Annotated in this window: 20 protein-coding genes; 6 read left to right on the forward strand and 14 right to left on the reverse strand. The window is 34.0% G+C overall.

What is annotated here, in order from left to right:
* Position 1 precedes the first annotated feature (1 nt).
* Complete coding sequence (cas9, locus tag ABEG11_RS16195; RefSeq protein ID WP_348825222.1) at positions 2 to 4,618, reverse strand: type II CRISPR RNA-guided endonuclease Cas9; 4,617 nt, start codon at positions 4,616 to 4,618, stop codon at positions 2 to 4.
* Positions 4,619 to 4,818: 200 nt separating this feature from the next.
* Complete coding sequence (locus tag ABEG11_RS16200; protein WP_348825223.1) at positions 4,819 to 5,760, reverse strand: hypothetical protein; 942 nt, start codon at positions 5,758 to 5,760, stop codon at positions 4,819 to 4,821.
* A 327-nt stretch (positions 5,761 to 6,087) separates the two neighbouring features.
* On the opposite strand from ABEG11_RS16200, the gene ABEG11_RS16205 reads away from it, so the two are divergent.
* The 4 genes from ABEG11_RS16205 (at position 6,088) to hemN (ending at position 10,702) form a co-directional block, all read left to right on the forward strand.
* Positions 6,088 to 8,097 (forward strand): DUF349 domain-containing protein, encoded by a 2,010-nt coding sequence (locus ABEG11_RS16205; RefSeq protein WP_348825224.1) that lies wholly within the window; start codon positions 6,088 to 6,090, stop codon positions 8,095 to 8,097.
* Between the two features lie 176 nt (positions 8,098 to 8,273).
* A complete protein-coding gene (locus ABEG11_RS16210; protein WP_348825225.1) occupies positions 8,274 to 8,627 on the forward strand; it encodes a hypothetical protein in 354 nt (117 codons plus the stop codon).
* A 105-nt stretch (positions 8,628 to 8,732) separates the two neighbouring features.
* Complete coding sequence (locus tag ABEG11_RS16215) at positions 8,733 to 9,209, forward strand: hypothetical protein (RefSeq protein WP_348825226.1); 477 nt, start codon at positions 8,733 to 8,735, stop codon at positions 9,207 to 9,209.
* Positions 9,210 to 9,337: 128 nt separating this feature from the next.
* A complete protein-coding gene (gene hemN / locus ABEG11_RS16220) occupies positions 9,338 to 10,702 on the forward strand; it encodes an oxygen-independent coproporphyrinogen III oxidase (RefSeq protein ID WP_348825227.1) in 1,365 nt (454 codons plus the stop codon).
* A gap of 232 nt (positions 10,703 to 10,934) precedes the next feature.
* On the opposite strand, the gene ABEG11_RS16225 is transcribed toward hemN, so the two are convergent.
* The 8 genes from ABEG11_RS16225 to ABEG11_RS16260 all read right to left on the reverse strand — a co-directional run bounded on the left by ABEG11_RS16225 (position 10,935) and on the right by ABEG11_RS16260 (position 19,866).
* A complete protein-coding gene (locus tag ABEG11_RS16225) occupies positions 10,935 to 11,636 on the reverse strand; it encodes a sulfite exporter TauE/SafE family protein (protein ID WP_348825228.1) in 702 nt (233 codons plus the stop codon).
* Between the two features lie 89 nt (positions 11,637 to 11,725).
* On the reverse strand, positions 11,726 to 12,178 hold the full coding sequence (locus ABEG11_RS16230) for a FixH family protein (RefSeq protein ID WP_348825229.1): 453 nt from the start codon (positions 12,176 to 12,178) through the stop codon (positions 11,726 to 11,728).
* Positions 12,179 to 12,229: 51 nt separating this feature from the next.
* Positions 12,230 to 13,648 carry a cytochrome c oxidase accessory protein CcoG gene (ccoG, locus tag ABEG11_RS16235; RefSeq protein WP_348825230.1) on the reverse strand — a complete coding sequence of 473 codons (1,419 nt, stop codon included), beginning with the start codon at positions 13,646 to 13,648 and terminating at the stop codon, positions 12,230 to 12,232.
* 85 nt (positions 13,649 to 13,733) lie between these two features.
* Positions 13,734 to 14,648, reverse strand: a complete 915-nt coding sequence (locus tag ABEG11_RS16240; RefSeq protein WP_348825231.1) for a cbb3-type cytochrome c oxidase N-terminal domain-containing protein — start codon at positions 14,646 to 14,648, stop codon at positions 13,734 to 13,736.
* 111 nt (positions 14,649 to 14,759) lie between these two features.
* Positions 14,760 to 14,927 (reverse strand): CcoQ/FixQ family Cbb3-type cytochrome c oxidase assembly chaperone, encoded by a 168-nt coding sequence (locus ABEG11_RS16245; protein WP_348825232.1) that lies wholly within the window; start codon positions 14,925 to 14,927, stop codon positions 14,760 to 14,762.
* A gap of 16 nt (positions 14,928 to 14,943) precedes the next feature.
* Positions 14,944 to 17,121 (reverse strand): cytochrome-c oxidase, cbb3-type subunit I, encoded by a 2,178-nt coding sequence (gene ccoN, locus ABEG11_RS16250; protein ID WP_348825233.1) that lies wholly within the window; start codon positions 17,119 to 17,121, stop codon positions 14,944 to 14,946.
* A gap of 66 nt (positions 17,122 to 17,187) precedes the next feature.
* Complete coding sequence (gene ccoS / locus ABEG11_RS16255) at positions 17,188 to 17,367, reverse strand: cbb3-type cytochrome oxidase assembly protein CcoS (RefSeq protein ID WP_348825234.1); 180 nt, start codon at positions 17,365 to 17,367, stop codon at positions 17,188 to 17,190.
* Between the two features lie 120 nt (positions 17,368 to 17,487).
* Entirely contained in the window at positions 17,488 to 19,866 is a 2,379-nt protein-coding gene (locus ABEG11_RS16260; RefSeq protein ID WP_348825235.1) for a heavy metal translocating P-type ATPase, read from the reverse strand.
* Between the two features lie 107 nt (positions 19,867 to 19,973).
* Between ABEG11_RS16260 and ABEG11_RS16265 the strand changes: the two genes are divergently transcribed.
* Positions 19,974 to 20,654 (forward strand): Crp/Fnr family transcriptional regulator, encoded by a 681-nt coding sequence (locus tag ABEG11_RS16265; RefSeq protein WP_348825236.1) that lies wholly within the window; start codon positions 19,974 to 19,976, stop codon positions 20,652 to 20,654.
* A 126-nt stretch (positions 20,655 to 20,780) separates the two neighbouring features.
* Here ABEG11_RS16265 and mazG read toward each other — a convergent pair whose 3' ends face one another.
* The 3 genes from mazG to def form a co-directional block, all read right to left on the reverse strand.
* Positions 20,781 to 21,554, reverse strand: coding sequence for a nucleoside triphosphate pyrophosphohydrolase (gene mazG, locus ABEG11_RS16270; RefSeq protein WP_348825237.1), 774 nt, complete (start codon positions 21,552 to 21,554; stop codon positions 20,781 to 20,783).
* A gap of 130 nt (positions 21,555 to 21,684) precedes the next feature.
* Positions 21,685 to 22,185 (reverse strand): DUF5606 family protein, encoded by a 501-nt coding sequence (locus ABEG11_RS16275; RefSeq protein WP_348825238.1) that lies wholly within the window; start codon positions 22,183 to 22,185, stop codon positions 21,685 to 21,687.
* Between the two features lie 57 nt (positions 22,186 to 22,242).
* Entirely contained in the window at positions 22,243 to 22,830 is a 588-nt protein-coding gene (gene def, locus ABEG11_RS16280) for a peptide deformylase (RefSeq protein ID WP_348825239.1), read from the reverse strand.
* 196 nt (positions 22,831 to 23,026) lie between these two features.
* On the opposite strand from def, the gene ABEG11_RS16285 reads away from it, so the two are divergent.
* Positions 23,027 to 25,243: an FUSC family protein gene (locus ABEG11_RS16285; RefSeq protein ID WP_348825240.1), complete on the forward strand. Its 2,217-nt coding sequence runs from the start codon at positions 23,027 to 23,029 to the stop codon at positions 25,241 to 25,243.
* Between the two features lie 83 nt (positions 25,244 to 25,326).
* Here the strand turns inward: ABEG11_RS16285 and ABEG11_RS16290 are convergent, their stop codons facing one another.
* Complete coding sequence (locus tag ABEG11_RS16290) at positions 25,327 to 26,820, reverse strand: malate:quinone oxidoreductase (protein ID WP_348825241.1); 1,494 nt, start codon at positions 26,818 to 26,820, stop codon at positions 25,327 to 25,329.
* Positions 26,821 to 26,887: the final 67 nt, after the last annotated feature.

The following is a 26,887-nucleotide window of genomic DNA, read 5'->3' on the forward strand; positions in this document are numbered from 1 at the left end:
ATTAAATTTTGACAAACTTACCCGTTGGCAAAACTTTAAAATCAATCCCTTCAATAAAAGCACTGAAATTACTAACCTTAAACTTTATATATGGGAAATCTTTAAAATTATCAATAACATCTCCACCTTTTGGCGTTGTCAAACCACTTTCTTTAATCTTTACTTTTTTAATTGTTCCTTTTGAATCGCAAACATTATTTTCTAAATAATGCTTATTTAATAAATCATTAAGTTTCTTAAAAAAGTCAGACTTTTTTAAACTATCGTTTTTAAAATCTGAAAAAACTTTATCCCACAAACCTAATTCTTCAATTTCACTTTTTAATTCAAATAATTTTTGCTTATTAATTACATCGTTCATATAAGCTATATTTTCTGTTGAACCTTTTGCTGAAACACAATATGTTAACTTTATTCCATCCTTATCTAATCCTGAAATCTTATACAATCTTTTAATAATACTATCAGGATTATTAAAGTCAATTTCGTCCTTTCCATTTTTGTATAAAATTACATTCAGCCCTTTTTTTAAAATTACAGGTATTTTATTTGACCTTAACAAATTAAATCCTGTTTCTAAATGCCTTTCGGGTACTAAAGAAATTATATCTTTTCTTCTTTCATTCTTATTTTTCAATTTATAATAATAGCCAGCGTCCATATAATTAATTAGTTCAAAAGTTCTTTCTATCTTTCCTTTTTCATCCAACCCTTCATAAATTGCCATTGCAAAATTTTCATCATTCTGACCATATACTTTTTGCTTGTGTTCGTGACGAGATTTTGACAATAAACTATGCTCTTTTATTTCCAGTGGGTTTTTAACTGAATTGGCATAAATTCTAACTTTGTTAATGGAAATTTGTTTTTCTTTATTCATCCAAACCTTTTCATTCTCGGCAATTTTGTTTTTTTGTTGAGCATTGGAAGAAAGCAACAAAACTTTATTTGCAACTGCTTCTTTTACTTTCTCTTTTACAGCTTCATCAACAATATTTTCTATATCATTTGCTTTTAAACTTTCTAAGTCTTTGCGAATCACATAACGTATTTCATCAGTATTTAATGGATTTTTAATTGCTCCATAAATACTATCCTGATGTAATGAACCTCGAATTGTATCTCCTTGATGAAATCTTGGGATTTTTTCTCCTTTATCGTTTAACTTGTAAATTACTTTTCCATTAGCATCTTTTTTTGGTATTGCTTTACTTTTGACATCTCTCTCAATTTCTGCAATAAACTGTTTTTTGCCACGAACCCTAATAATCCTTTTAGATTGTTTTTTTACATTATCGGGCGTGTAATGTGAAACTAAAATTTCATCTTCTATTTTGAGTAAATCTTCTTTAAATGTTCTCCACGGCTTGGCATCTGCCATTAGAGCTTTTGCTTTTGGCTTATCTTGTTCATCTTCAGAAGTCCAAGCTTTAGCCAAAACATCATACTTATCTTTAGTCATACAAGCAATCGTTATGGCATCAATAGTATGATGGGTATGCTTGCTTCTGTCTTTCTCTTTATAGTGTTTATGACCGTTTTCATCAATATACGATTCCTGAATGCCCCATTGTTTTCTGAACTCGGCAACCATTCCACCCTTTACGCTTTCTACTCTATTGAAATACGATTTTAAATAAGCCTGTGCATATTTAGTAATAATTCCTGTATCCGGAATTTGGCTGTTTTTGAACCCAACCTTTGGCTCTTTCCAAATAAATCGGTCGTATTTGCCCTGAAGATAATCCCGTTTTAAAGTCAGGTAATGTCTTCTTCTTATTTTTTTATCTTTTACTTCTTTAGTAGATGCTGTTTTTATAGCACGGCTTGTTATCTCAATATCCCTTGATAAATTATCAGCTTCTTCTTTCCAATGAGAAATAAAAGGTTCTATCATTTCATAATTAGAAAGTTCAATTGGCATTTTATTTCCTTTGTTATCTCTATTAAATTTTTGACTACATAGAGTTTTATTCATTTGAGAATTATCTTGGGAACGACTTCTTGGTACCGTATGTTCAATATCATAATCGGGATTACTTCCAATAATCTGACTGATTTTTATATTTTTGCTTACTCCTCCATTTATTGTTGGCTCATAAATTTCCATTCGATTTTGTTCAACCCACAATTGGTATCTTAAAATATCATCTTCTGTTGGTTCTACTTCTTTTTTGCATTCTTCGAAATATAGTTTTTTGATTTCTTTAATAGCGTCCTCTCTAAACTTTTTATTTTCATTTTGATAATCCTGAATTCCTTTTCTTTTGTTGGCATCGTTTAACTCACGAGCCATTTCAATATGAATTCTTGTGTTTTCATCAATTTCTCCCTCAAGAATTAGTGCATTCAAAACTTTTCGTAATTGATGTAAAGCACGCATTGCCATCGGGTTTTTGATTGATGAAGTTAAAGGGCTTCCTAAAACTAACCTTTCGTTTCCAAATTCATCCTTAATAATTTTCTTTTTGAAAACCTCAATATCCGATGGATGATACAGCTTTTTTAATTGCTTTGAATTGTTGCAAAAAACTTCTCCGTCTTCATTTTCACCTTTTAAGAACTCTAAGACTTTCTCATCCAATCGTTGTATTTTGATGTATTCATACTTTTTGAGCTGGTCGATTAAAACTGGATATAAATCATCAAAAACTGCTTGTTTTATATTTTCATCTTCAATGTCATTTGATTTATAAAAAGCTACTAATTTTTGCTTTAAATCTTTTTCAAATTCTGGTTCCGCTTCTTTTGAATAGTATACTTTTTTGCCGTCTTCATTTTCAGTTTTATATTCTTTAATAAGACCATTGACTACTTCCAAACGTGTTTTTTCAAAAGTGTAATTTTTAATAATTTCTCCAATTTTAGTCTGAATATAATTTCTTTGATCAAGGTTTTTCCAAATATCTGCATCTACAATGTTTTCAATATTTGCCATAAAAACTGCGTGAGAATACAAAAGACCTTCTTTTACATAAGGCAAAATTTTAGTGATAGCTGATAAACTCAAACTCGCAAAATCTTTTTTGAGTTTAATTTTACTGAAAGCTTTGGAATTCTTATCGTCCAACTTAAGCTTATCTTTAGCGTATTCATATAAATAAACATCCGATGTCGAAACAGAAATCAAATGCCACAAATCCTTATAATCAACAGTTTTTGTTGCTTTTTCTTTTTTTGCGTTTAATGTTTCATAAGTAAATGTTTTATTTCTCCAATCATCGCCGACAGTATTTTTTAATGATGCTGAAACCTGACAAGCCGAAACTGTATCGGTCGGTTTGTAGTTAAACCAATAAAAATACTCGTTCTTTTTGGAAGACTTATAAAACCCGAAACTAGCTCCCTTTTCAACTAACTCTTTAGCTAAAACTTCAAAATTAAAATCATTTTTTCTATAGAATTTTGGAACTAATTTTAGCTTCTCTTCTTGTGTAAGGAAACGCATTTTTTTTTCACTTTGTGTTCCAATTTTGATAGTGTTTAAGTAAGTCCACATTCTGTATTCCTCAAAATCGGGATGCGAGACAGCACAACGTGATTTGCTTTTTTCGAAGGAACATTTTCCAATCAGTCCTTTTTGAGATTTTAAGGGACGCTGAAAGAAAATGGCTTTGTACAAATCTTTGGTTAAACCTGTAAACTTCTTCTCTGGCAATTTTTCGTCATCATCAATTCCGTTAATTCCCTGAACTTTACAAATTGTAATAAACTCTTCCAAATAATGTTCTTCTCTGGAAGTATATTGATTTCTTATTTTCCCTTTATTGTAAAGACTGAAAAAGTATTGCCCTAAAGTTTTAAAATTTCCATCAAGCATAGCCTGCGAAATGTCTTTGATTTTTCCTTTTACTTTTCCTAAATCTTCTTTTTTATTAAGCCTTGCAATAAGCTCTTCTTTACATTTTATAATATCATTTTCGTTTTTCTTAATTATCCCAACTAGAGAATTGTAAAGTGATTTTAATTTTTTTTCTCCTTCATCTAAATCTTTTTTAAAAACTCCTTTTTCAGCTTCTTCAATTATTCCTTTATCAACATAATAATTTTTTAATTCATCAAGAATTAATTTCGAATCATCCAAATCTTCAATCAAACTTTGGATTTGAGGATTATGTTCTTCAAAAACTCCTTCAGCTGACTGATCTAAACGATTACTCAAAAAACCTCTTCTTTGGGCAATATGATAAAAAGCACGCCCTAATTCAAATAAAGCAACTTTTTGCTTACTTGCTCTATCTCTAAAATAGTATGGGTTTATATTTTGGTCTTCATCCGTTCGTAACCATTTTAAAAATTCAGGATTAAGAGGATATTTTTTAAAACCGGATTTTTTCCATTCTTCCACTTCTTCAACCGATAAAGGACACATACCGTTTATAGAAAGAATCTTTAAGGTTTCGTACTTTCTTAATTTTCTACGGTATTTAATTTTTCTTGCACTTCTATAACCAGTCCGTTCCGCAGCACGGGAACTTTCAATTCCTTTTTCAGACTTTACTCCTTCAGAAAATATTCTAACACCTTTATCAACAAGAGAAAAATCATTCCCATCTTTCTCAACAATCGCCCACCCAATTGAATTCGTTCCTAAATCTAATCCTAATATTTTTGCCATGCTATTTACAGTTTAATCAGGCTTAAATATATTAAGAAAAAAAATACATTTTTTACGGTTTTCCTCATTGCATTGTAATTATTTTTAACATATATTCGCATCAGATTAAAACAATTCTAATCTTTAATCTTATCACAATAAGGCTATATGCCGTAGATGAAAATCTTTAGTCCTGCTTCGGTGGGACTTTTCATTTAAGATTACTTCAACTGCAATTCAATTTTCTTGAAACTCACATCCATTTCCTTGAAAGTTTCCGGAATGTTGGCATTCCAAGAGTTAATGTTTCTACGCAATACCGCACCACTTTTGGTTTCACCTACTATCAGCATACGATTGATTACAACATTGCTAAAATCCGCTTGTGTTTTGGAGGTTTGCTTGTAATTAATTTCCTGATAGTAGGACAATTTATCCATCGGGATGGTCACTCGTACCCATTTATCACCAACAATATCCTGATCCAATTGAAAAATAATGGAGGCATTCAAATTGGTATTATCGCCTAATGTAATACCAATATTGACCTTGCCATTATCCATGGCACCAACAATAGATTCATTTATATAATTTGAATACGTTTTCTTTATATTTTCAACAGTGGGTATACGGGTTTTGTCAGTATTAATTTTCAAGTCGAATACCAAACTTTTGATATCTCCAAATTTGTAACCCTTCGCAAGAATATTACACTCAAAACCATTGGAGTGCTGACGATTCCAATCGGCAATTTTTTTCAAGAGTACTATATCAAGAGTACTCACATTATTACAACTGCTGTTTGCCTTTGCAATATTGTTGAAATTATAATTATCTCCTGCTAATTTCAAATTCATCCATTCGGTGGCATTGCCATTGGTTGTGTGATTCCAACCGCTGAAATTCAGACTGGAAAGATTTTGGTCTTGCACTTTACCGTCGTAATCAGCAAAAAGACTGAAAATTTTAGCATCAGGAGCTATGCCTTGCCCACAATCGACAATAGTAGCAACTGAATAATCCTTGTAATTCATGAGATTTTGTACATGCTCCTTGCCTGAATAAGCGTTGGACTCAGAGGAAGAAACTGATTTCCCTCCGCCACAAGCGATTAAACAAAGAAGCACGATAGCCACAGAACATTTTTTTATTAATGAATACATTTCTTTTTAGAATTATCTTTTAAATTGATTTATAATAGGACTAGCGACTTGGGAATCAAAAGCTAATATAAAAAAACCAAAACAATTACAATTGCACATAAATACATTTTTACAGCTTTAAAACCTATTACCAGCGTTCGTTTATGAACTAACATTTTTCATTTCAATTTAAAAAAAAGGGCTAACTAAATAGAAAGAGTTCAAACAAGGTTAAAAAAGAAAGAATTCCCTTTAAAAAACTACTATAATCAAAAGTTTTATTTTGTATTTTGACGCACCTTTAGTATCTTTCGCATTCGAAAAATACAAACCTTAAACATTTACAAAATGTTAGAAGAAAAGAACGATAACCTGTCTCTTCAAGAAAATGAGACAGACGGAAATACAGTGAATGAATTGCAAGAAGCAATTCAATCTGAAACATTACTGGATGAAAATGAAACCGGCGATACGGTTGCAGAGGAAAACACAGTGACTCCGCAAGTGGAAACTGCTCCAATAACCGAAAATACAGCCGATGAAAAGCAGACTGTAATCGACGCAATTGCCGAGACCAATGCCGAGGAAAGTGAAGATGAGACCTTGAAAGAACGTCACGATATTCCGTTATTGGATTATGAAGCATTACCTATGGACAAACTTGTAGATGAATTGAAAAATTTGGTTACAAATGAAAAAGTAATGTCCATTAAAGAGCACGTTGAAGAAATTCGCAAAGCATTTTTAGCTAAATACAATCACCTTATTGAAGAGAAAAGAGAAGAATTCAATCAGGTAAATCAGGATCCAAATGAGGAATTCCAATATCATTTTCCTTTAAAATCGAAGTTTGATCAATATTATACAATCTACAAAGACAACAAAAATGCACACTTTAAAAGTCTGCAGTCCAATTTAAAAACCAATCTGGATACCCGACTGGCTATTGTAGAAGAACTGAAAGAATTGATTAATCCGCAGGCCAACATCAAGGACACTCTGCATCATTTTAATGAACTAAGAGAAAGATGGAAAAATGCCGGTGCTATTCCAAAAGACAAATACAATCACGTTTGGAATAATTATCATTTTCATGTTGAGAATTTCTATGATTATCTGCATTTGGACAGAGAAGCGAGAGATATTGATTTCAAATACAATCTGGAACAAAAGCAAAAAATCGTTGCGCGTGTTGAAGAACTGCTAAAAGAGGCTGATGTCAACAAAGCGTTCAGGGAACTTCAGGATCTGCACCGTATCTGGAAAGAAGATATTGGTCCTGTTTCCAGAGAATACCGAGATGAAATCTGGAATCAATTTAGTGAACTGACAAAAAAGATGCACGACAAGCGCGAACTTTTGTTTGAAGCCTTGCGAGGCACCGAGCTTGAGAATCTTGAAAAGAAAAAAGAAATTATTGCCAAAATTGAGGTTCTGGCAACCGAAAAAGTAAACGCCCATTCACAATGGCTAACCCAAATTGAAAAAGTGGAAGCATTGCGTTCTGAATTTTTCTCTGCCGGTAAAGTCCCATCTGATGTAAATGAGGCTACTTGGTCTGCTTTCAAAACTGCCGTTAGAAATTTTAACAGCTTTAAAAATTCTTTTTACAAAGACATCAAAAAAGATCAAAACGAAAACCTCAACAAAAAAATAGCTTTGGTTAAAAAAGCCAAAGAATTGCAGGAAAGCGTAGATTTTGCCAGTACTACTCCAATAATGAAACAAATTCAGGAAGACTGGAAAAAGATTGGTCACGTTCCTAGAAAATATTCGGATAAAATCTGGAATGAATTCAGGGAAGCGTGCAATCACTATTTTGACAAGCTAAAAGAACACAAAAGTGTAGAAAACGTTGAAGAAGTAGAAGCTTTTGACAAAAAGAAAGCCTATTTGGAAACGTTGAGAGAATTCCAATTGACAGGTGATCACAAAACCGATCTGGACGCTATCAAAGCACATATCGAAACTTGGAAAGGCTTTGGTAAAGTTCCCTTCCCAAGAAGACATATCGAAGGAAAATTCAATAAAATCCTTGATGCTTTATTCGAAAAATTAAGCCTGAGCAAAAAAGATACAGAAATGATGCGTTTCTCCAACAGAATGGAGAATCTTTCTGAAAATAACGATACCAGAAAACTCGATAACGAGAAAATTTTCCTGATGCGTAAAATTGAAGAAGTGCAAAACGAAATTTTCCAATTAGAAAATAACATTCAGTTTTTTGCCAATACCAAAAATGCGAAAAAAGAGAATTCAATCGTATTGGAAGTTCGAAAAAACATTGCCATACACAAGGAAAGCCTCGATGTCTGGAAAGAAAAACTAAGACAACTGAGAAATTTAGGTCAGGAATAGATTTTCTTTAAAAAAGCTACTGAGTTGCTAAGTCTTTAAATTCTTAGCAACTTAGCATCTTAGAGACTTGAAAAAACCAGCCTCAAACTTATTTGTTTGAGGCTGGTTTTTTTATTTTAACTTTCATTTACCATAATAAACTCGTTAATCTAAAACCTATACGCTACATTTGGCAGATGAAAAACTTTTGGAAACTTATTGTATTTGCGTGTCTGTTCCTACAGTCTAGCTATGCATTTGATGCAATTCAGTATTCTGAATCTTCGCTCCAAAAGAAAGACAACAGAACCATTTTTGACAAAGAAAATTTAGGCATACCTAACTTTGTGCAATTCAGCATTGAAAGAGGAACATCCGATTTAAAAAACAATAATCGTATTCCAGTTGGCTTTGGCAACTATTTCCCTGCCGAGTTTCAGTCTTTGCATGCTTTAAACGACAATAATTCAAAAATTGTTTTATCAAATCAGGATGTTGACAGATACAATAGTGTCTCTATCCTGCTCTTTCCATTCCATTATTTTTGGTGATATCATATTGATTTTTAGCACATAAAAGCTAACAGCTTTTAACCCTTCTTGATTCAGCCGAATTGAGAGGACAAATCATTATATCATTCTCAAAAAAAATAAAACATGGACACTTACGCAACAATCATGGGGCTTGCATTTATATTATTAATGGGTATTCCTTTAATTTTTGTTTTTCGATCCAATCTTTTGAAAAAGAAAAAAATTGCCCAGATAAAAAAACAGTTTAGCCAAAATGGTCATTATAATTTTGACCTGACCGAAACGCAGAACAAGAAAATTATATCCATAGATCAAAAAAACAAAGGCTTTCTGTTTATTGATTTCAGCTATAAGGAAAAGGAATCTATTTATTTTGTAAACCTAAAAGACATTATCTTGTGCAACACGGTAAAAACTACCGAAAACAAATCAAATACTGTTTCAAAAGTCGACATAGAACTGGTTCACAAAGACACAATGCAAAAAGAAATAATTCCCGTTTACAATTCCGAGAATTTTTATATAGATCATAATTGCCTATACGAAGATCATAAACTAGCCGAAAAATGGACAGCCATAATCAATGATTGTTTAATATAAAAAACTTAGCAAAGAGGTTCCATACGAGCCTCTTTGTTTGTATATGATTATTAACCAATTATGACAAATGTCATTTTATTCTTTAAAAAGTCACCTTAATTTTGACCCTTAACATAAAATGTATATTTATGAAAACCTCTCTTATTCAAAAATACAATGTACCTGGGCCACGTTACACAAGCTATCCTACGGTTCCTTATTGGGATGAGTCAGGATTTACAAATGAAGCTTGGATAGAAACACTCAAAAAATCTTTCGTTGAAAGTAATAGCAAGGAGGGTATCAGTTTATATATTCACTTACCATTTTGCGAAAGTTTATGTACTTTTTGCGGTTGCAACAAACGAATTACCAAAAATCACACGGTTGAAAATCCATATATCGAAGCTGTACTGAAAGAATGGTCACTGTATTGCGATATTTTGGGCGAAAAACCAAAAATCAAGGAAATTCATTTGGGGGGAGGAACACCAACCTTTTTCTCTATTGAAAACCTTGAATACTTAATAAACGGAATATTCGCTCGTGCCGAAAAAGCCGAGGGACACGAATTTAGTTTTGAAGGTCATCCAAACAATACTACTCATGCCCATTTACAAAAATTATACGATTTGGGATTTAGAAGAGTCAGTTTTGGTGTTCAGGATTATGCCGAAAAAGTGCAAAAAGCCATTCATAGAATACAGCCTTTTCACAATGTTGCCAAAGTCACTTTTTGGGCAAAACAAATTGGGTATACATCAATAGGTCATGACATTATATTCGGATTACCATTTCAGGAAATTGAAAATATCGTTGATACCATCGAAAAAACAAACTCATTACAGCCTGATCGTCTGGCGTTTTACAGCTATGCTCACGTGCCGTGGATAAAAGGTAATGGCCAGCGCGGATTTCATGACGAAGACATCCCAAAGGATGATGCCAAGAGAAAATTGTATGAAGTTGGAAAAGAACTGCTTTTCGAAAATGAATATTATGAAATCGGAATGGATCATTTTGCCTTAAAATCGGATAGTTTATACCATTCGTTTGAAGATAAAAAATTGCACCGAAACTTTATGGGCTACAGCTCATCCAAAACCCAGCTGATGATTGGTTTGGGGGTTTCATCCATAAGCGACAGCTGGTATAGTTTTGCCCAAAACGTAAAAAGCCTCGAGGAATATTATGAAATATTAAAATTGGACAAATTACCCGTTTATAGAGGGCATCTTTTAAACGATGAAGATCTTATTATCAGAAAGCACATTCTCAATTTAATGTGTCATTTTGAAACCAGTTGGGAAAATTCCTCGAATTATGTACCTGAAATTCCTGGAATTTTAACTCAGCTTGAAGAAATGGAAAATGATGGTTTATTAGTTATTGGTGAAAACAAAATTCTGGTTACCGAAAAAGGAAAACCGTATGTTCGCAATATCTGCATGGCTTTCGATTTGAGATTAAAAAGAAAAGCACCTGAAACGGCATTATTTTCAATGACAATTTAAAAAAGCCAAAGGATACATTAGTCTTTTAAAACATCATTTTAATTATTAAATTCATCTTTTTTTAAGCTCTTTTGGGCGTGTCCCTCCGTAAAAACTACGGGTCGGGCTGTACGCTCCCGCTTTTTTTGATCCCGAAAAAACGGGATCAAAAAAAGAGCTCCACTGCCATCCCTCACGCAAACTGCTATCACCAATTTTTCGTGTTTTCAGAATATTTCAAAAAAAAAACCAATTAATGACAATTGGCTTTTTCTTTTACAAACAAACTCATATTCGAGGGAGAAACATAAGGAATCCCTAATCCAAGACCTCTCAAAATAAACAATACTCCAATTGCAACTCCCACATACGGAATCACTTTTTGAATCTTATTCCGAAAAGAAACGGTAAGAAACGAATTGATATAAACTACTAAACTCATCAATGGCACAGTTCCTAAGCCAAAAAGCACCATATACAAAAGTCCAAAACCAGCACTTTGCATAGCTATGGCACCAAACAAGGCAACATAAACCATTCCGCAAGGCAAAAAACCATTCAGTAACCCAATAACGAAAAGCGATTTAAAACTTTTGTTTTTAAAATGACTGCCAAGATTCTGCTTCATTTTTGAAATCCATTTATAAACCGGTTTAGAAAAATTATACTGGGCAAAAACCTTTTCGGGAATCAGGATTACCAAAATCATTGCAACACCTATAAAAATAGACAATTGCTGTTGAATTCCAGCCAAAAACAAGCCTTTTCCCAGCAATCCAAAAAGCAGTCCAATACTCCCGTAAGCTATTAATCTTCCCAAATGATACGTACAGATCTGAATTATTTTTTTAGCAGGATTATCTCGCTCCACAGGCAACATTATGGCAATAGGACCACACATTCCCACACAATGAAAACTACTGATTAAACCAAATAAAAAAGCGGTGTAAAGCATTGTTGTTTATTGTTTTTGGTTTATTGTTTTTGGTTTATTGTTTTTGGTTTATTGTTTTAACAACTAACAATAAACCAAAAACTATAAACTTATTTTATATAAATCTTTTCCTTGGTCAAATAAGGTTTGTCCAAATATTTCCATTCCATGTTGATGTACCATTCACCGCCAACAAACTTATCTTTAGGAATAAACAATGAAGCCGAATCTGTAAATGACAAAGGCAGCTGAAAATCAAATTTCTTATTGGACGCTCTGTATAAAGCCACAGTTCCCTTAATGTCTTTTGGAGTAAAATCAGCAGGGAAAGCAATCGTCACACCATTGGCATCAACTGTAATTTCTGGTTTTGCTTTTAAATCGTGTGCATTTTGTATGCGAGCCATTTCATCCTGAAAGTGAACATCGTGCTTGTAATATTCTTCAACAACCAAATCATTATCATATTTACTATCTGACTGCACTTTTATCACAAAATACATAATAAAGCTAATGAACAACGCAAAAGCAATCACTATATAAGTTCCCCAACTAATTTTCATTTTATCAATTTTATATTATTATTCCGATTACTGAACTTTACAAGCTATGGACTAGTCAAAACTACGCGGGCTTAAAAAATTAGTGTAGGTTGTCTCAATTTTTTTATCTCCTTCGTAAAGATCAATCTCTAATTTGGTTCTGTCGCTTTCGAGCAAAAATCTATTGATTTCGATAAACATCGTTCCACTGGACATATCACGTTTGAGAACCTTCAATTCCTGAACACCAACCACCTTTAAGGTACCTTTGATACCAACCAATTTAAAATGCAGATTATTGATATCGTGATTCGTCTTATTAATAATTTTAAACGTATAAATATTGCTGATATTTTCTCCCTTGTGCTGAAATAATTGTCCGGGCAATCTCAAAATCGTGGCTTCAACCTCTGATCTTAAAAATAGTAAACCAGTAAGAATTCCAATTAATATAACCAAAATTGCCGTGTAGCCTTTCATTCTGGCGGTGAATTTAAACTTGGCCTTGGTTTCAATTTCATCTTCAGATGCGTACCGAATAAGACCTTTAGGCAATCCTACACTTTCCATTATGGTATCGCACTCATCGATACAAGCCGTGCAATTCACACACTCCAGCTGAACTCCGTTCCGGATATCAATCCCTGTTGGACATACGTTTACGCATTGTTTGCAATCGATACAATCCCCTTTTCCCGATGCTTCTCTGTCTTCTTTTTTATTGAATTTGGCTCTTCCCAGCTCTTTCTCTCCTCGAACAAAATCATAGGCCACATTGATGGATTTTTTATCCAATAAAACACCTTGCAATCTTCCGTAAGGACATGCAATTATACAGACCTGTTCCCTGAACCACGCAAAAACAAAATAGAAAACACCTGTAAAAATAAGCAATGACACAAAACTGCTTGAATGTGCCATAGGACCTTCTTCAATCAAACGGAACAATTCATCACTTCCAATAAGATAAGCCAGAAAAACATTGGCAATTATTAATGAAATCATTAGAAATAAAAACCATTTTATCGATTTTTTCCTGATTTTCTCTGCGTTCCATTCCTGTTTTTCCAATCGGATCTGTGCTCCCCTGTCACCTTCAATCCAATATTCAATCCTGCGGAAAACCATTTCCATAAAAATAGTCTGTGGGCAGATCCAGCCACAAAATATCCTTCCAAAAATAACCGTAAATAAAATAACAAATACGACCCCAATAACCATAAACAATACAAAAATGTAAAAATCCTGTGGCCAGAACGGGAAACTGAAAATATTAAAACGGCGTTCCAAAACATTGAACATCATAAACTGATTTCCGTTTATTTTTATAAAAGGATTAGCAATAAGAATAGCTAATAAAAAATAGCTGAGCCATTTTCTATAATCATAAAACTTACCGGAAGGCCTTTTGGGGTAAATGTATTTTCTGCGACCTTCTTTATCAATAGTTCCTATGGTATCTCTAAAAGATTCGTCTAGATTGCTTGACATTTTTTGTGTTTTTTAAGTACTAAAAAAGAGCTTTCTCAAAAGTAATGAATTTTGACAAAGCTCTTTATTTTTTTATAAATTATTACTATTCAGCTGTTGCAGGTGCTGTAGCTGTTACCGAAGCACCGTCTTCTGTCCATATATCGCCTTCTGGCGCTTTTGGATCTTTAGGGTTGCTTCCTTTCAATGATATAATATAACTTGCAACCGCCTGAATTTCTTTTGGTTTCAAAGTTCCTTTCCATGCAATCATTCCTTTACCATCACGACCTCCATTAGTAATGGTGTGAAATAAATTCTTGATGCCGCCACCCAAAATCCAGTGATCGTCAGTTAAATTTGGACCAATCTGCCCACCGGCATCGGCTCTGTGGCAAGCAACGCAATTCGTGGTGAAAATTGCTTTTCCAGCATCTAAATCGGCTGGTTCTGTTAATAAGGTAACTGTCTTTTCGTCCATTAAGTCTGGAGCAGTTTTCATATATTCGGCTACTTCAATTTTGGCCTGATCCACTTCAGCTTTCAATTCAGCCTCTTGATCTGGAGCTCCCATAATTTCATAACGAACGAGGTATATCGCGGAAAAAACTATACAGGCATAGAATAAATATACCCACCAAGGCGGTAAATTATTATCCAATTCCTTGATTCCATCATAATCATGATCCATCAATAATTGTTTTTCGTCTTCGGCAGAAGTAGATTGAGTGAAACTCTGTTTCAGCTTTTGGAACCAGTTATCCCCTTGTAATCCTAAAGCTTCTTGTTGCGCTATTTTTTCTTTCTCCTCTTCTGTCAATAATAGGAAATTTATTTTATCGACTGCTGATAATGTTATTTCGATTGCTATCAAAAGGAAAAGAAATACAAATAAAAAAACTGAAACCATTGGATATTTTATGAAAGCCGGCTGGTTTCCTGAATCGATAAAATATTCCATTGCTCCAAAAATGAGGAAAAACAGAACTAGAACTCTTATGTAAGACGGAATTTTTTTCATACGTAGTTAATATTTGATTTTTTTAAAGGAATATGTTATCGCCATTCTTCATTTATGTTTTTTTTTGAATCATGGCGATTTCATTATCTATATATTTTGAAATTGTACAATTTAATCTTCCAAAGGAATTTGACTAATCTCGTCTATTGTTTCCTTTTTATATGAATATACCCAAATTCCCAAACCGAGAAAAAAGAAAAAGAAAATTAACAGCGATAGTATTGGAAATATGGCAACACCTGAAATCGTTTCCATATTGTGTTTTATCTGTTCAAACATAACATTATCTTTATAGTTATTCTTTTACTTTAATGTCAGTACCAAGTCTTTGCATATAAGCAATTAATGCTACAATTTCTCTTTCGTTCATAGGAACAAATTTTTCGCCTTTTGCTAGAGCTTTTTTCTTGCTGTCCTCATAACTTTTTACGAAGTCAGGATCATTTTTAAGACTCTCTTCAATAGCAATTGCCTGAGTTCTTAAATCTTTCAGTCCATTAGCAATCTGAGCATCTGTATAAGGAACACCTAGAGTTACCATCGCTTTCATCTTCTTTTCAGTCATGGAAGTATCCATCGCTTTATTGTCAAACAGCCATTTATAAGCCGGCATAATTGAACCTGCAGAAATACTTTGAGGACTCCAGAAGTGATTAAAATGCCAGTTGTCATTGTATTTTCCACCAACTCTTAACAAATCAGGACCAGTTCGTTTTGAACCCCATAAAAATGGGTGATCGTACACAAATTCTCCAGCTTTGGACTGTGGCCCGTAACGTTCCACTTCACTTCTAAATGGACGAACAGATTGTGAATGGCATCCTACACAGCCTTCGCGGATGTATAAATCGCGGCCTTCTAATTCCAATGGAGAATATGGCTTAACACTTGTAATTGTAGGGATATTCGATTTCACCATAATGGTTGGAACAATCTGAATAATTCCACCAATCAATATTGCAACTGTAGCAAACAAAGCCATTTTGATTGGTTTTCTTTCTAACCAGGAATGGTATTTTTCGCCTTTTAATCTTCCAGATTTAATAGTCTGCAATGCAGGAGCTTCTGCCAGTTCATCTTCTACTTCCTGTCCAGCTCTTACTGTTTGGATGATATTGTAAACTAATGTCAGCATTCCAATTAGGTAAAGAGAACCTCCTATAGCTCTCATCCAATACATTGGCATAATCTGTGTAACGGTTTCAAGGAAATTACCATACGTTAAAGTACCGTCTGGATTAAATTGTTTCCACATTGAAGCCTGAAGAAAACCTGCTAAATATAAAGGCAAGGCATATAATATAATTCCTAAAGTTCCAACCCAGAAATGGAAATTAGCCAATTTGGTTGAAAATAAGGTAGTCTTAGTCATTCTTGGAACTAACCAATAAATAATACCAAAAGCCATAAAACCATTCCACGCCAACGCTCCAACGTGTACGTGTGCAATAATCCAGTCAGTATAATGCGCAATAGCATTTACATTTTTAAGAGAAAGCATCGGCCCTTCAAAAGTTGCCATACCATAACCTGTCATAGCAACGACAAAAAACTTCAATACTGGTTCTACACGTACTTTGTCCCAAACACCTCTTAAAGTCAATAGTCCGTTAATCATACCTCCCCAAGATGGAGCGATCAGCATTACAGAGAATACAACTCCTAAATTTTGAGCCCAGTTTGGCAAAGCAGAATATAATAAATGGTGTGGACCTGCCCAGATGTATAAAAATATTAGTGACCAGAAGTGAATAATAGACAATCTATAAGAATATACAGGACGGTTTGCCACTTTAGGCACAAAATAATACATTAATCCCAAATAAGGTGTGGTCAGGAAAAAAGCTACCGCATTGTGACCATACCACCATTGCACCAATGCATCCTGAACTCCTGCATAAACAGAATAACTTTTCATTCCAGAAATTGGTAATTCCAGACTATTGAAAATATGCAATACCGCAACAGTTATAAATGTGGCTAAATAAAACCAGATGGCAACATACAAGTGGCGCTCTCTTCTTTTTAGCATCGTACCAATCATATTGATTCCGAAAGCGACCCATATCAAGGCAATGGCAATATCTATAGGCCATTCCAATTCGGCATACTCTTTTGAAGAAGTATATCCCAATGGAAGTGAAACAGCTGCCGCAACAATTATTAACTGCCAACCCCAAAAATTCAGATTACTTAAAAAATCACTGTACATTCTGGCTTTCAGCAAACGCTGCAGCGAGTAATAAACACCCGCAAACATTGCATTACCTACAAACGCAAAAATAACAGCATTGGTATGCAAAGGTCTCAACCTGCCAAAACTAAGCCACGAAATACCATCGGTCATGTTTGGAAAAAGAAACATAACGGCCAGTATAAGGCCAACCAGCATTCCGACTACTCCAAATAGTATGGTAGCATAAATGAACTTCTTTACAATTTTGTTGTCATAATAAAATTGTTCCATTTCCATATTTATAATTGTTTTTAAAATTGTTTAAAAAAAGTATTAGTGATGAACAAAAGATTAAAGAGTAATTTAGCTCTTAATTTTAGATTTATTTGAGGAAGACTTAATTAATTCATCATCAAAGAGAATTCTGACCGATGGAGTATAATCGTCATCATACTGCCCCGATTTTACAGCAAAAACAAATGCTATAAAAAATCCGATGGCTACAAAAATGCTGATGGCAATCAATAAATAGATAACGCTCATAATCCTAAATATTTAGTTGAACAAATTTATATGTATCACTTTTTACAAAAAATGACAATTATCATATTTAATCTAATATGTTAAAATTATGAAAAAAAAATAAATAATTTATGTAACGTGCTATACAATTTTTTTAGCGTAAAAATTACTCATTACAGTCACAAAACTAACTATCGTAATTGTACTCAAAGGCATAATGATGGCCGCTACTAATGGCAAAAGGTTTCCTGTAACTGCAAAAGACAATCCTACGACATTATATAAAAGCGACAGACCAAAGCTGATTTTTATTGTAGTAATAGCTTTTTTGGACAATTTTAAAAAATAGTGCAGTTTTTTAAATTCTCTTGCATCCAAAATCGCATCACATGCTGGCGAAAAAACATTTACATTCTCAGAAATAGATATCCCAACGTTGCTTTGCGCCAAAGCACCAGCATCATTAAGTCCATCACCTACCATCATTACATTTTTTCCCTGCACTTGCAAAGCTTTTATAAATTCAAGTTTCTGTTCGGGTTTTTGATTGAAAATCATTTCGGTACCACTTGGTAAAATAGATTCCAATAAACTACGTTCACCTTCATTATCTCCAGATAAAACTTTTACCTGATATTGAGTACTCAATTTGCCGAATAATTCAGAAAGGCCTTCTCTGTACTCATTATTGAAAATATATTTTCCAAAATATTTCCCACCTATTTTTATATGAATAGCTGTCTGCTGGGCCTGATCCTTCACAGCCTCATTAACAAAATCTGCTGAACCCATTTGTACAGAAACTCCGTTTATTTCTGCCAGAATACCTTTTCCTGTAATTTCTTCGAATGAATCCAGCTTTAATCTCTTGGTTTCAGGCAAAAAATCATACAGCATACGGCTCAAAGGATGGTTGGAAGCACGAAGAACACTTTTAATAATCATAGCATTATCTTCATTAAACTCTTTGCCTTGGTACGAAATATTCGATTTCATATTGGTAGTTATTGTTCCTGTTTTATCAAAAACAATTGTATCTACTTTGGCCAATTGTTCAATTACCAAAGCATTTTTGAGATAAAAATATTTATTGCCAAAAATCCGCAACATGTTGCCCATGGTAAAAGGAGCGGTCAGTGCCAATGCACAGGGACACGCCACTATTAAAACAGCTGTAAAAACATTGAAAGCAGTATTGGCATCAATAAATATCCAATAACCAAATCCAGCAAATGCAATCAATAAAAGAATTGGCGTAAAATAACGGCTGATACTGTCGGTAATAGTTTTATGTTTTTGCTCCACTCTTTTCTGAAAAACATCGTTGCTCCACAATTGGGTCAGGTAACTTTGAGAAACAGTGTGCAAAACTTCCATTTCGATCACTTTCCCAATTTGCTTTCCTCCGGCAAAAACCTTATCACCCGATTTTTTGGTGATCGGAATGGCTTCGCCTGTTACAAAACTATAATCAATTTCGGCTTTATCCGATATTAAAATTCCATCCACAGGGATTAACTCCTGATTGCGAATCAGTAAACGATTTCCTTTTTCAATTTCATAAACAGGAATGCTTTCCTCGCTGCTGTCACTATTTATTTTGGTAATGGCAATTGGAAAATAAGATTTAAAATCTCTTTCAAAACTCAAAAAACTGTAGGTTTTGATTTGAAACATTTTCCCCAATAACATAAAAAATATCAAACTTGTAAGACTGTCGAAAAAACCCGAACCGTAATCCATTACTATATCAAATGTACTACGGATAAACATCACGACAATACCCAAGGCAATTGGAATATCAATATTCAGCATTTTGGATTTTATGCTTTTATATGCCGAAACATAATAACCGCTTGCCGAATAGAAGAAAGATGGCAGCGATAAAGCAAAAATTAACCATCGGAAAAATGGCTTGTAATTATCCAGCCAATATTCCTTTACCTCAAAATATTCAGGGAAAGAAAGCAGCATTATATTTCCAAAACAAAAGAATGCAACACCCAGTTTATAGGTCAGGCTTCTATCAACATTGTTCTTGCCGGTTTCATAATTTTCTAAACTGATATAAGGTTCATACCCGATAGAACTTAATAAATGAACGATACTTTTTAGTGTAACAATCTCTGGATTGTAATTGATTCGGACTTTCTTTTCGGGAAAATTGACCTGAGAAGTATTTATTCCTTTTTGAAGACGCTGTAAATTTTCTAAAATCCAAATACAGGAACTGCAATGTATATGCGGAATACTAAGCGAAATAATTGCAGTTGAATCTTCCTGAAATTCCAATAGTTTTGAAACTATACTTTCATTGTCTAAAAAATCATACTTGCCATTAATATCCTGTGGAGTGGCACCAGGAGATTTTTCGAAATCATAATAACAGGTCATGTCATTAAGGCTGAAAATTTCGTAAACAGTTTTACATCCATTGCAGCAAAAATCTTTTTGATCGAAGACAATTTTATCCTCTTTTACGATATCTAAACCACAATGGAAACAGTTATTATTACTCATAAACAGGCTTTAATTTGAGCATGCAAAAATAGTCAATTCATTATGTTAAAAACAATGATAATTATCATATAAATGTATAACTTTGCAAACGAAAATCCTATTTCATTATGAGTAAATGTGAACAATGTATCGTTAGGGAATTTAGTTCTTTGAAAGCGCTAAACAAAGATGAGCTTATAAGAATCTCTGAATGTAAAACCTCTAAAACCATCAAAAAAGGAGAAAATATTTTTGAAGAAGGAGATAATGTAAATGGTATATTCTGTATTAAAGACGGAGTTTGTAAACTAACAAAATTAAGTCCCAACGGAAAAGATCATATTGTAAAATTAGTTGCAAAAGGAGAATTACTAGGTCAGCGTTCTATGATTAGTGATGAACCCGCTAATTTGAGTGCCATAGCATTAGAAGATATGCAGGTTTGTTTCATCCCCAAAAATGAAATATTGAATTTCTTCGACAAAAACAATCAGTTTTCAATGAATGTTATGAAAACAATTTGTGGCGATTTAAGATCAGCAGATGATCATATGGTCAATATGGCTCAGAAATCGGTAAAGGAAAGATTAGCCGAAACCCTGATTTATCTGCATGAAACTTTTGGAACCAATACCGACAAAACCTTGAAAATTCAACTCTCCAGAGATGAATTAGCCAGCATGATCGGCACCGCAACCGAAAGCTGTATCCGATTATTATCTGATTTTAAAAAATTGGATTTAATTGAACTTGTTGGGAAAAAAATTGTTCTGAAAGACATCAATAAGCTGAAAAAAATTGCCGATTAAAGAAAGTTAACAGTAGTCAGATTTCAGTGTTCAGCTGACAAAGATTGTGCGATGCAGATATGACTGAACATCTGAAAATTCTGCTTTCCAATTACAAAATCTGCAATCTGAATACTGAATATTATATTAAAGCTTCTTCGCTTCATTCCAGAAAACATCCATTTCGGCAAGTGACATATCCATTAAAGGTTTTCCTGATTCATCAGCTTTGCTTTCTAAATATTGAAAACGCTTGATGAATTTTTTATTGGTTCGTTCCAGGGCATCTTCGGGATTTATCTTTAAAAATCGTGCATAATTGATCATCGAGAATAAAACATCTCCAAACTCGGATTCCATTTTATCTTGATCTCCAACAGCAACCTCGTCTTGCAATTCTTGTAATTCCTCCTGTACCTTGTCCCAAACCTGATGCGGTTCATCCCAATCAAACCCCACACCTTTTACTTTATCCTGAATCCGGCTGGCTTTTACAAGTGCCGGCAAGCTTCTTGGAACACCTTCAAGAACTGATTTTTTGCCTTCTTTCAGCTTTAATTTTTCCCAATTCTGCTTTACTTCTTCCTCATCTTTAACCACAGCATCACTGTAAATATGCGGATGTCTGTGAATGAGTTTTTCGCAGATATCATTACACACATCAGCCATATCAAAATCGTTTGTTTCACTGCCTATTTTGGCATAAAAAACAATATGCAGCAATAAATCTCCAAGTTCCTTTTTTACTTCACCTAAATCATTATCCAAGATTGCATCACCCAATTCGTAAGTTTCTTCGATAGTCAAATGACGAAGGGTCTGCATGGTCTGTTTCTTGTCCCAAGGACATTTTTCACGCAGATCATCCATAATATCTAATAATCGTTCGAAGGCTTGCAGCTGCTTTTGTCTAGTATTCATCAGGCTTTTGTTTTTTTGTAAAAATAAGAAATCCTGTCAGGAAATCATCTTGACAGGATTATATTTTAGTGATTAGTAATTTACAATTAGCATTGACTAAAAGCCAATTGCTATTTACCAAGGACTTTTATTATTCCTTCTTAGCTGAAGCTTTCTTTGCTGGGGCTTTTTTGGCGGGAGTTTTTGGTTTTTCCTCAACTGCTTCTGCAGCTGCTGGAGGAGTTTCTTCGGCTGCCGCAGCTGGAGCTTCATCAACCAATAATCCTTTTGCCTGAAGTGTATTGTACCAGCTTACGATTTTTTTTACATCAGATGCGTACACTCTTTCTTCATCATACTCTGGTAATACTTCTCTAAAATAAGCCAACAAGGCTGCATTGTCTTCTTTATGAGAAATTGTCTGTCCACCGTTTTCTTTTTTAGCAATATTCTGCATGATTTCTGCCAAAGGTTTTTCGGCATCGTAAGTATAAATAGAAATTTCAGACAATAAACTTACATTGCTTTTTAAACTTACCGTGATTTTTTTTCCGTCCAATAATGATTCAGCAACAAAGCCTGTACGTGTCTGTATTTTTAAAACATATAAACCCGGCTTTCCTGAAATCGATAATATTTTCTCTAAACTCATTTTTATTTTATTTATTTTTTAACTGAATACTAAAAACTGAACACTGCTTACCTAAAATTATCTCCCTTTTTTGGCAAAAAACTTCATTCTGTAATCCTGAAATGTTTTCCCTTCGGTAATATTTTTTAATTTCTTTTGAATCAAACGTTTCTTCAAAGATGAAATTTTATCGGTAAATAAAATTCCCTCTATATGATCGTATTCGTGCTGAATAACCCTTGCAATTAAACCATCAAAAACTTCTGTCTTCATAACAAAATCTTCTTCGCAGTATTCAATAGTAACGGTTGGCTTTCTGTAAACATCTTCGCGAACATCAGGAATACTCAAACAGCCTTCATTAAAAGCCCATTCTTCACCTTCTTCTTTTATTATTTTGGCATTGATAAAAGTCTTTTTGAATCCATTTAACTTTTTTTGCTCCTTATCTTCCAGGTCATCATCATCACTAAACGGAGTCGTATCGATAACAAACAATCGCAATGACAAACCAACTTGCTCAGCTGCGAGGCCAACACCACTTGCATTATACATGGTTTCGTACATGTTTGCAATTATCTCTTTCAAATTTGGATAATCTGGAGTCAATTCCTCTCCTACTTTTCGTAAAACAGGATCACCATATCCTATAATTGGTAATATCATTTGATTTGTTTTTTGTTAATGTCTAGCTTAAATAAAGGGAAAAAAACCATATAATTAAGGTCGCAAAAGTAGTAAAAAAATAGATAATGACTTATCTCTCTATAATAATTAGCATATTTTTGTATTATCACATTAGATAGATTAAATAAAACAGTACAAAGCCTTTGCCGCTCAGCTTTGTATAAAATCAAATTAGATGATTGACAAAATAGAAAAATTCACTGACAGCACTTATTTTACCAATGCTCTAAAAGCAACTATATCGGCAGTGATTCCAGTATTAATCTGTACTTATCTCAATCATTTTGAAATAGGTTTCACTATTGCACTGGGAACTTTCCTGACTTATCCATCTGATATTCCAAGCAGTTTAAAACATAAAATAAACGGAATCATTGTCACTGCGTTTTTGGTTGCCGGGGTCAATTTATTAATCAATCTGACTTATCCGCTGCCTTTTGTTTTTTATCCTCTTTTCCCTATGCTGATATTCATTTTGGCAATGCTTTCAGTATATGGCCAAAGGGCTACATTCACTTCGTTTTCGGCATTACTATCGGCATCATTATCTTTTGCACACATGCATACCGGATGGGAAATGATCCAATACTCTGGCTTAATACTTGCGGGCGGATTGTTTTATCTGCTTATTTCATTATTGTTTCACTATATAAAACCGTATCGCTATGCCGAATTGCAAGTCGCAGATTGCATCAAATTAACAGCCAAATATCTTAAATTGAGGGGAGATTTATGGAATAGCACAGCCAACAGAAAAGCAATCCTCGAAAAACAACTGCATCTTCAGGTGGAGCTCAACGACATACATCATAACATCCGAAGAGTGCTTATTGGGAAACAAATCAGCGCCGTTTCTTCCCATCAAAATAGAAAAATGCTGATTGTATTTATTTCATTGTTAGAAATATTAGAGCTTGCACTATCGACCTCTTTTGACCACAATAAATTACATCAGAAATTTGAAAAACATCCAAAAACCCTTGCTACTTATCAAAGCCTTGCTTATAATTTGGCTTCAACATTAAAACAGTTATCCAAAAACATTGTAAAAAGAACAAACTATATTCCTGAACACACATTGCGTGAACATTTATCGGCTTTGGAAAATGCTATAACTGTATATGAAAATGAATTGGGAAAAGCTGAAGCTTCGGAAGGTGTTTTAATGCTAAAGACTATGCTGGAATATGCCGAGAAACAGATCGAAAAAATCAAAATCATTGAGCGCGCTTTTACATCAGTAGCAAATAATTATGACTTTAAAGGAAAAGACAAGGATTTAGAGAAATTTTTGACTCCCCAATACTATCCAATAAGTACCCTGATTCAGAATATCAGTTTTTCATCGACAATTTTCAGGCATTCCCTCCGATTGACTGTTGCGATTATTCTGGGAGGAATAGCAGGCAAAATTCTTCCTTTTCAAAATGTGTATTGGATTTTGATGACAATCATCATTATTATGAGACCTGGTTATGGACTTACTAAACAGCGATCCATACAGCGAGCTATAGGAACGGTCGTGGGTGGTATAATAGCATTCAGTATTTTATCACTATTACCAAACCATCTGTTATTAAGTATCTTAGCAATCCTTTGCATGTTTCTTGGTTTTGCGTTTGCTCAGACCAATTATACAGTGAGTGCCACTTTTGTAACCATGTATATTGTATGCATCTACGGTATATTAACAACAGATTACCTTTATGTAATTCAGTTCAGGGTAATTGACACATTAACGGGAGCCTCTATTGCTTATTTTGCCAATCATTTTTTATGGCCGTCTTGGGAATATATTAAAGCACCGCAATACTTGGAAAAATCGATTATTGCAAATAGAGATTATTTAAAAGAAATTTTTACTTATTACACCAAAAAAGGCGAAGTTCCTACTTCCTATCGGCTGGCAAGAAAAAATGCTTTTATCGAAATTGGCAATCTTATGGCTTCATTCCAAAGGATGTCGCAGGAACCGAAGTCAAAACAAAAGAATATGCTATTGCTTTATAAATTGACCGAACTTAATCATTCCCTGCTTTCATCGACAGCTTCATTAGGAACTTATACCCAATCACACAAAACTACTCCATCCTCACGAGCATTGACAATTGTGGTAGAAAAAGTCCTTAAAAATCTAGATCAGTCAATTACTTATTTAAAAAAAGAAACAGTTGTTGACCCCAATGAAATTACCAAAGAAGAACTGGCCAATCGATTTACCGAATTGAAAAATATCCGCAAGAATGAATTAAAAGAAAGAAATGAAATAGACGAAAAAGCTTTTGCGTTAAAAATGCAGGAAGCCCAATTGGTTATAGAACAATTAATCTGGCTCACCAATTTATCCGAAGGAATTCTAAAAAATACCAAAAAACTAATGGAGGATCTATAAAGAAATGACAGCTTTAGTTTCATTTGAATCCAACAGCTGTCATTGATTGTTTTATGCAATGTACTATAAAAAGCCCGCAGATTTTAATTCAATTTTAAAACTTCTGCCGTTTTATTTCTTAGGCTTGCCAATAATTCCGGGTTTTCATTTAAAGCCTGCCCAAAAGAAGGAATCATCGCTTTCACTTTTTCCTGCCATTCTGGAGAATTAAACTGCTCCGGGAAACATTTGCTTACCAGCTCAACCATAATAGAAACTGCTGTAGAAGCTCCAGGCGAAGCTCCTAATAAAACTGCTAGAGTTCCATCATTTGTATTGATAATTTCGGTACCAAATTCTAATTTCCCAATTAACTCCTCGTCTCTTTTGATAACCTGAACGCGCTGTCCGGCTCTTTCCAGTTTCCAGTCTTTGGTTCTTGCACCAGGAACATATTCACGCAGTGCCTTAATTCGGTCTTTTGGAGACTGACGAACCTGTTCAATCAGATATTTAGTAAGCGGAATATTTTTATACCCAGCAACAATCATAGGGATTACATTATCTGGTTTTATAGACAACGGCAAGTCAGAGTAGGATCCATTTTTTAAAAATCGGGTTGAAAATCCTGCAAACGGACCAAAAAGCAATGCTCTTTCTCCATCAATCATTCGGGTATCAACATGAGGAACAGACATTGGCGGTGCACCAACACTCGCTTTTCCATATACTTTTGCCTGATGTTTTGCTATTACTTCGGGATTGGTACATTTTAGCCATTGACCGCTGACTGGGAAACCTCCATATCCTTTTCCTTCGGGTACATTTGCTTTTTCTAACAAAGGCAATGAACCTCCGCCAGCGCCAATAAATACGAATTTAGTATATACTTTTTTCTTTTCATTAGAAACCAGATCTGTAATTTTTATTCTCCAGGTTTTGTCATCTCTCTGCTTTAGCTTCTTAACCTCATGACTATAATGTATCGTAACATTATCGAGTTTTGTCAAATAAGCCAGCATGTTGCGTGTCAAAGTTCCAAAATTTACATCGGTACCAATTTTCATTGAAGTTGCAGCTACTTTTTCATCTGGATTTCTGCCCTCCATTACTAAAGGCATCCATTTTTGCAATTCGGAAGCATCAGTACTAAAAATCATTTCGGCAAAAAGAGGATTGGACTGCAAAACTTCAAATCTATTTTTTAGAAAAGCAACATTAGCATCACCCCAGACAAAACTGATATGAGGAATACTTTTTATAAAGTCTTCTGGAGCAGTCAATTTTCCTTTCTGAACTAAATAAGACCAAAACTGTCTGGAAACTTCATATTGTTCAGCAATACTGATTGCTTTGTTGGGATTTATTTTTCCGTCAGGACCTTCTGGAGTATAATTGAGTTCACAAAAAGCCGAATGGCCAGTTCCTGCATTATTCCATGCATCCGAACTTTCGGCTGCTGCGACATCCAATCTTTCGTAAATATCAATCTTTAAATCAGGCTGCAGCTCTTTTAAAATCACACCTAGTGTAGCACTCATAATTCCTGCTCCAATTAAAACTACATCTGAATTGGATCGTATTGTTGTATCGGACATTTTTGTATTTTTTTAAGAAGTTGCAAAATTAGCTCTAAAAATCACAAAAAAAAATTATTTTTCAGTT

Origin of the sequence: Flavobacterium aestuarii (genome assembly GCF_040049115.1) — a bacterium.
In the GTDB taxonomy this organism is placed as follows: domain Bacteria; phylum Bacteroidota; class Bacteroidia; order Flavobacteriales; family Flavobacteriaceae; genus Flavobacterium; species Flavobacterium aestuarii.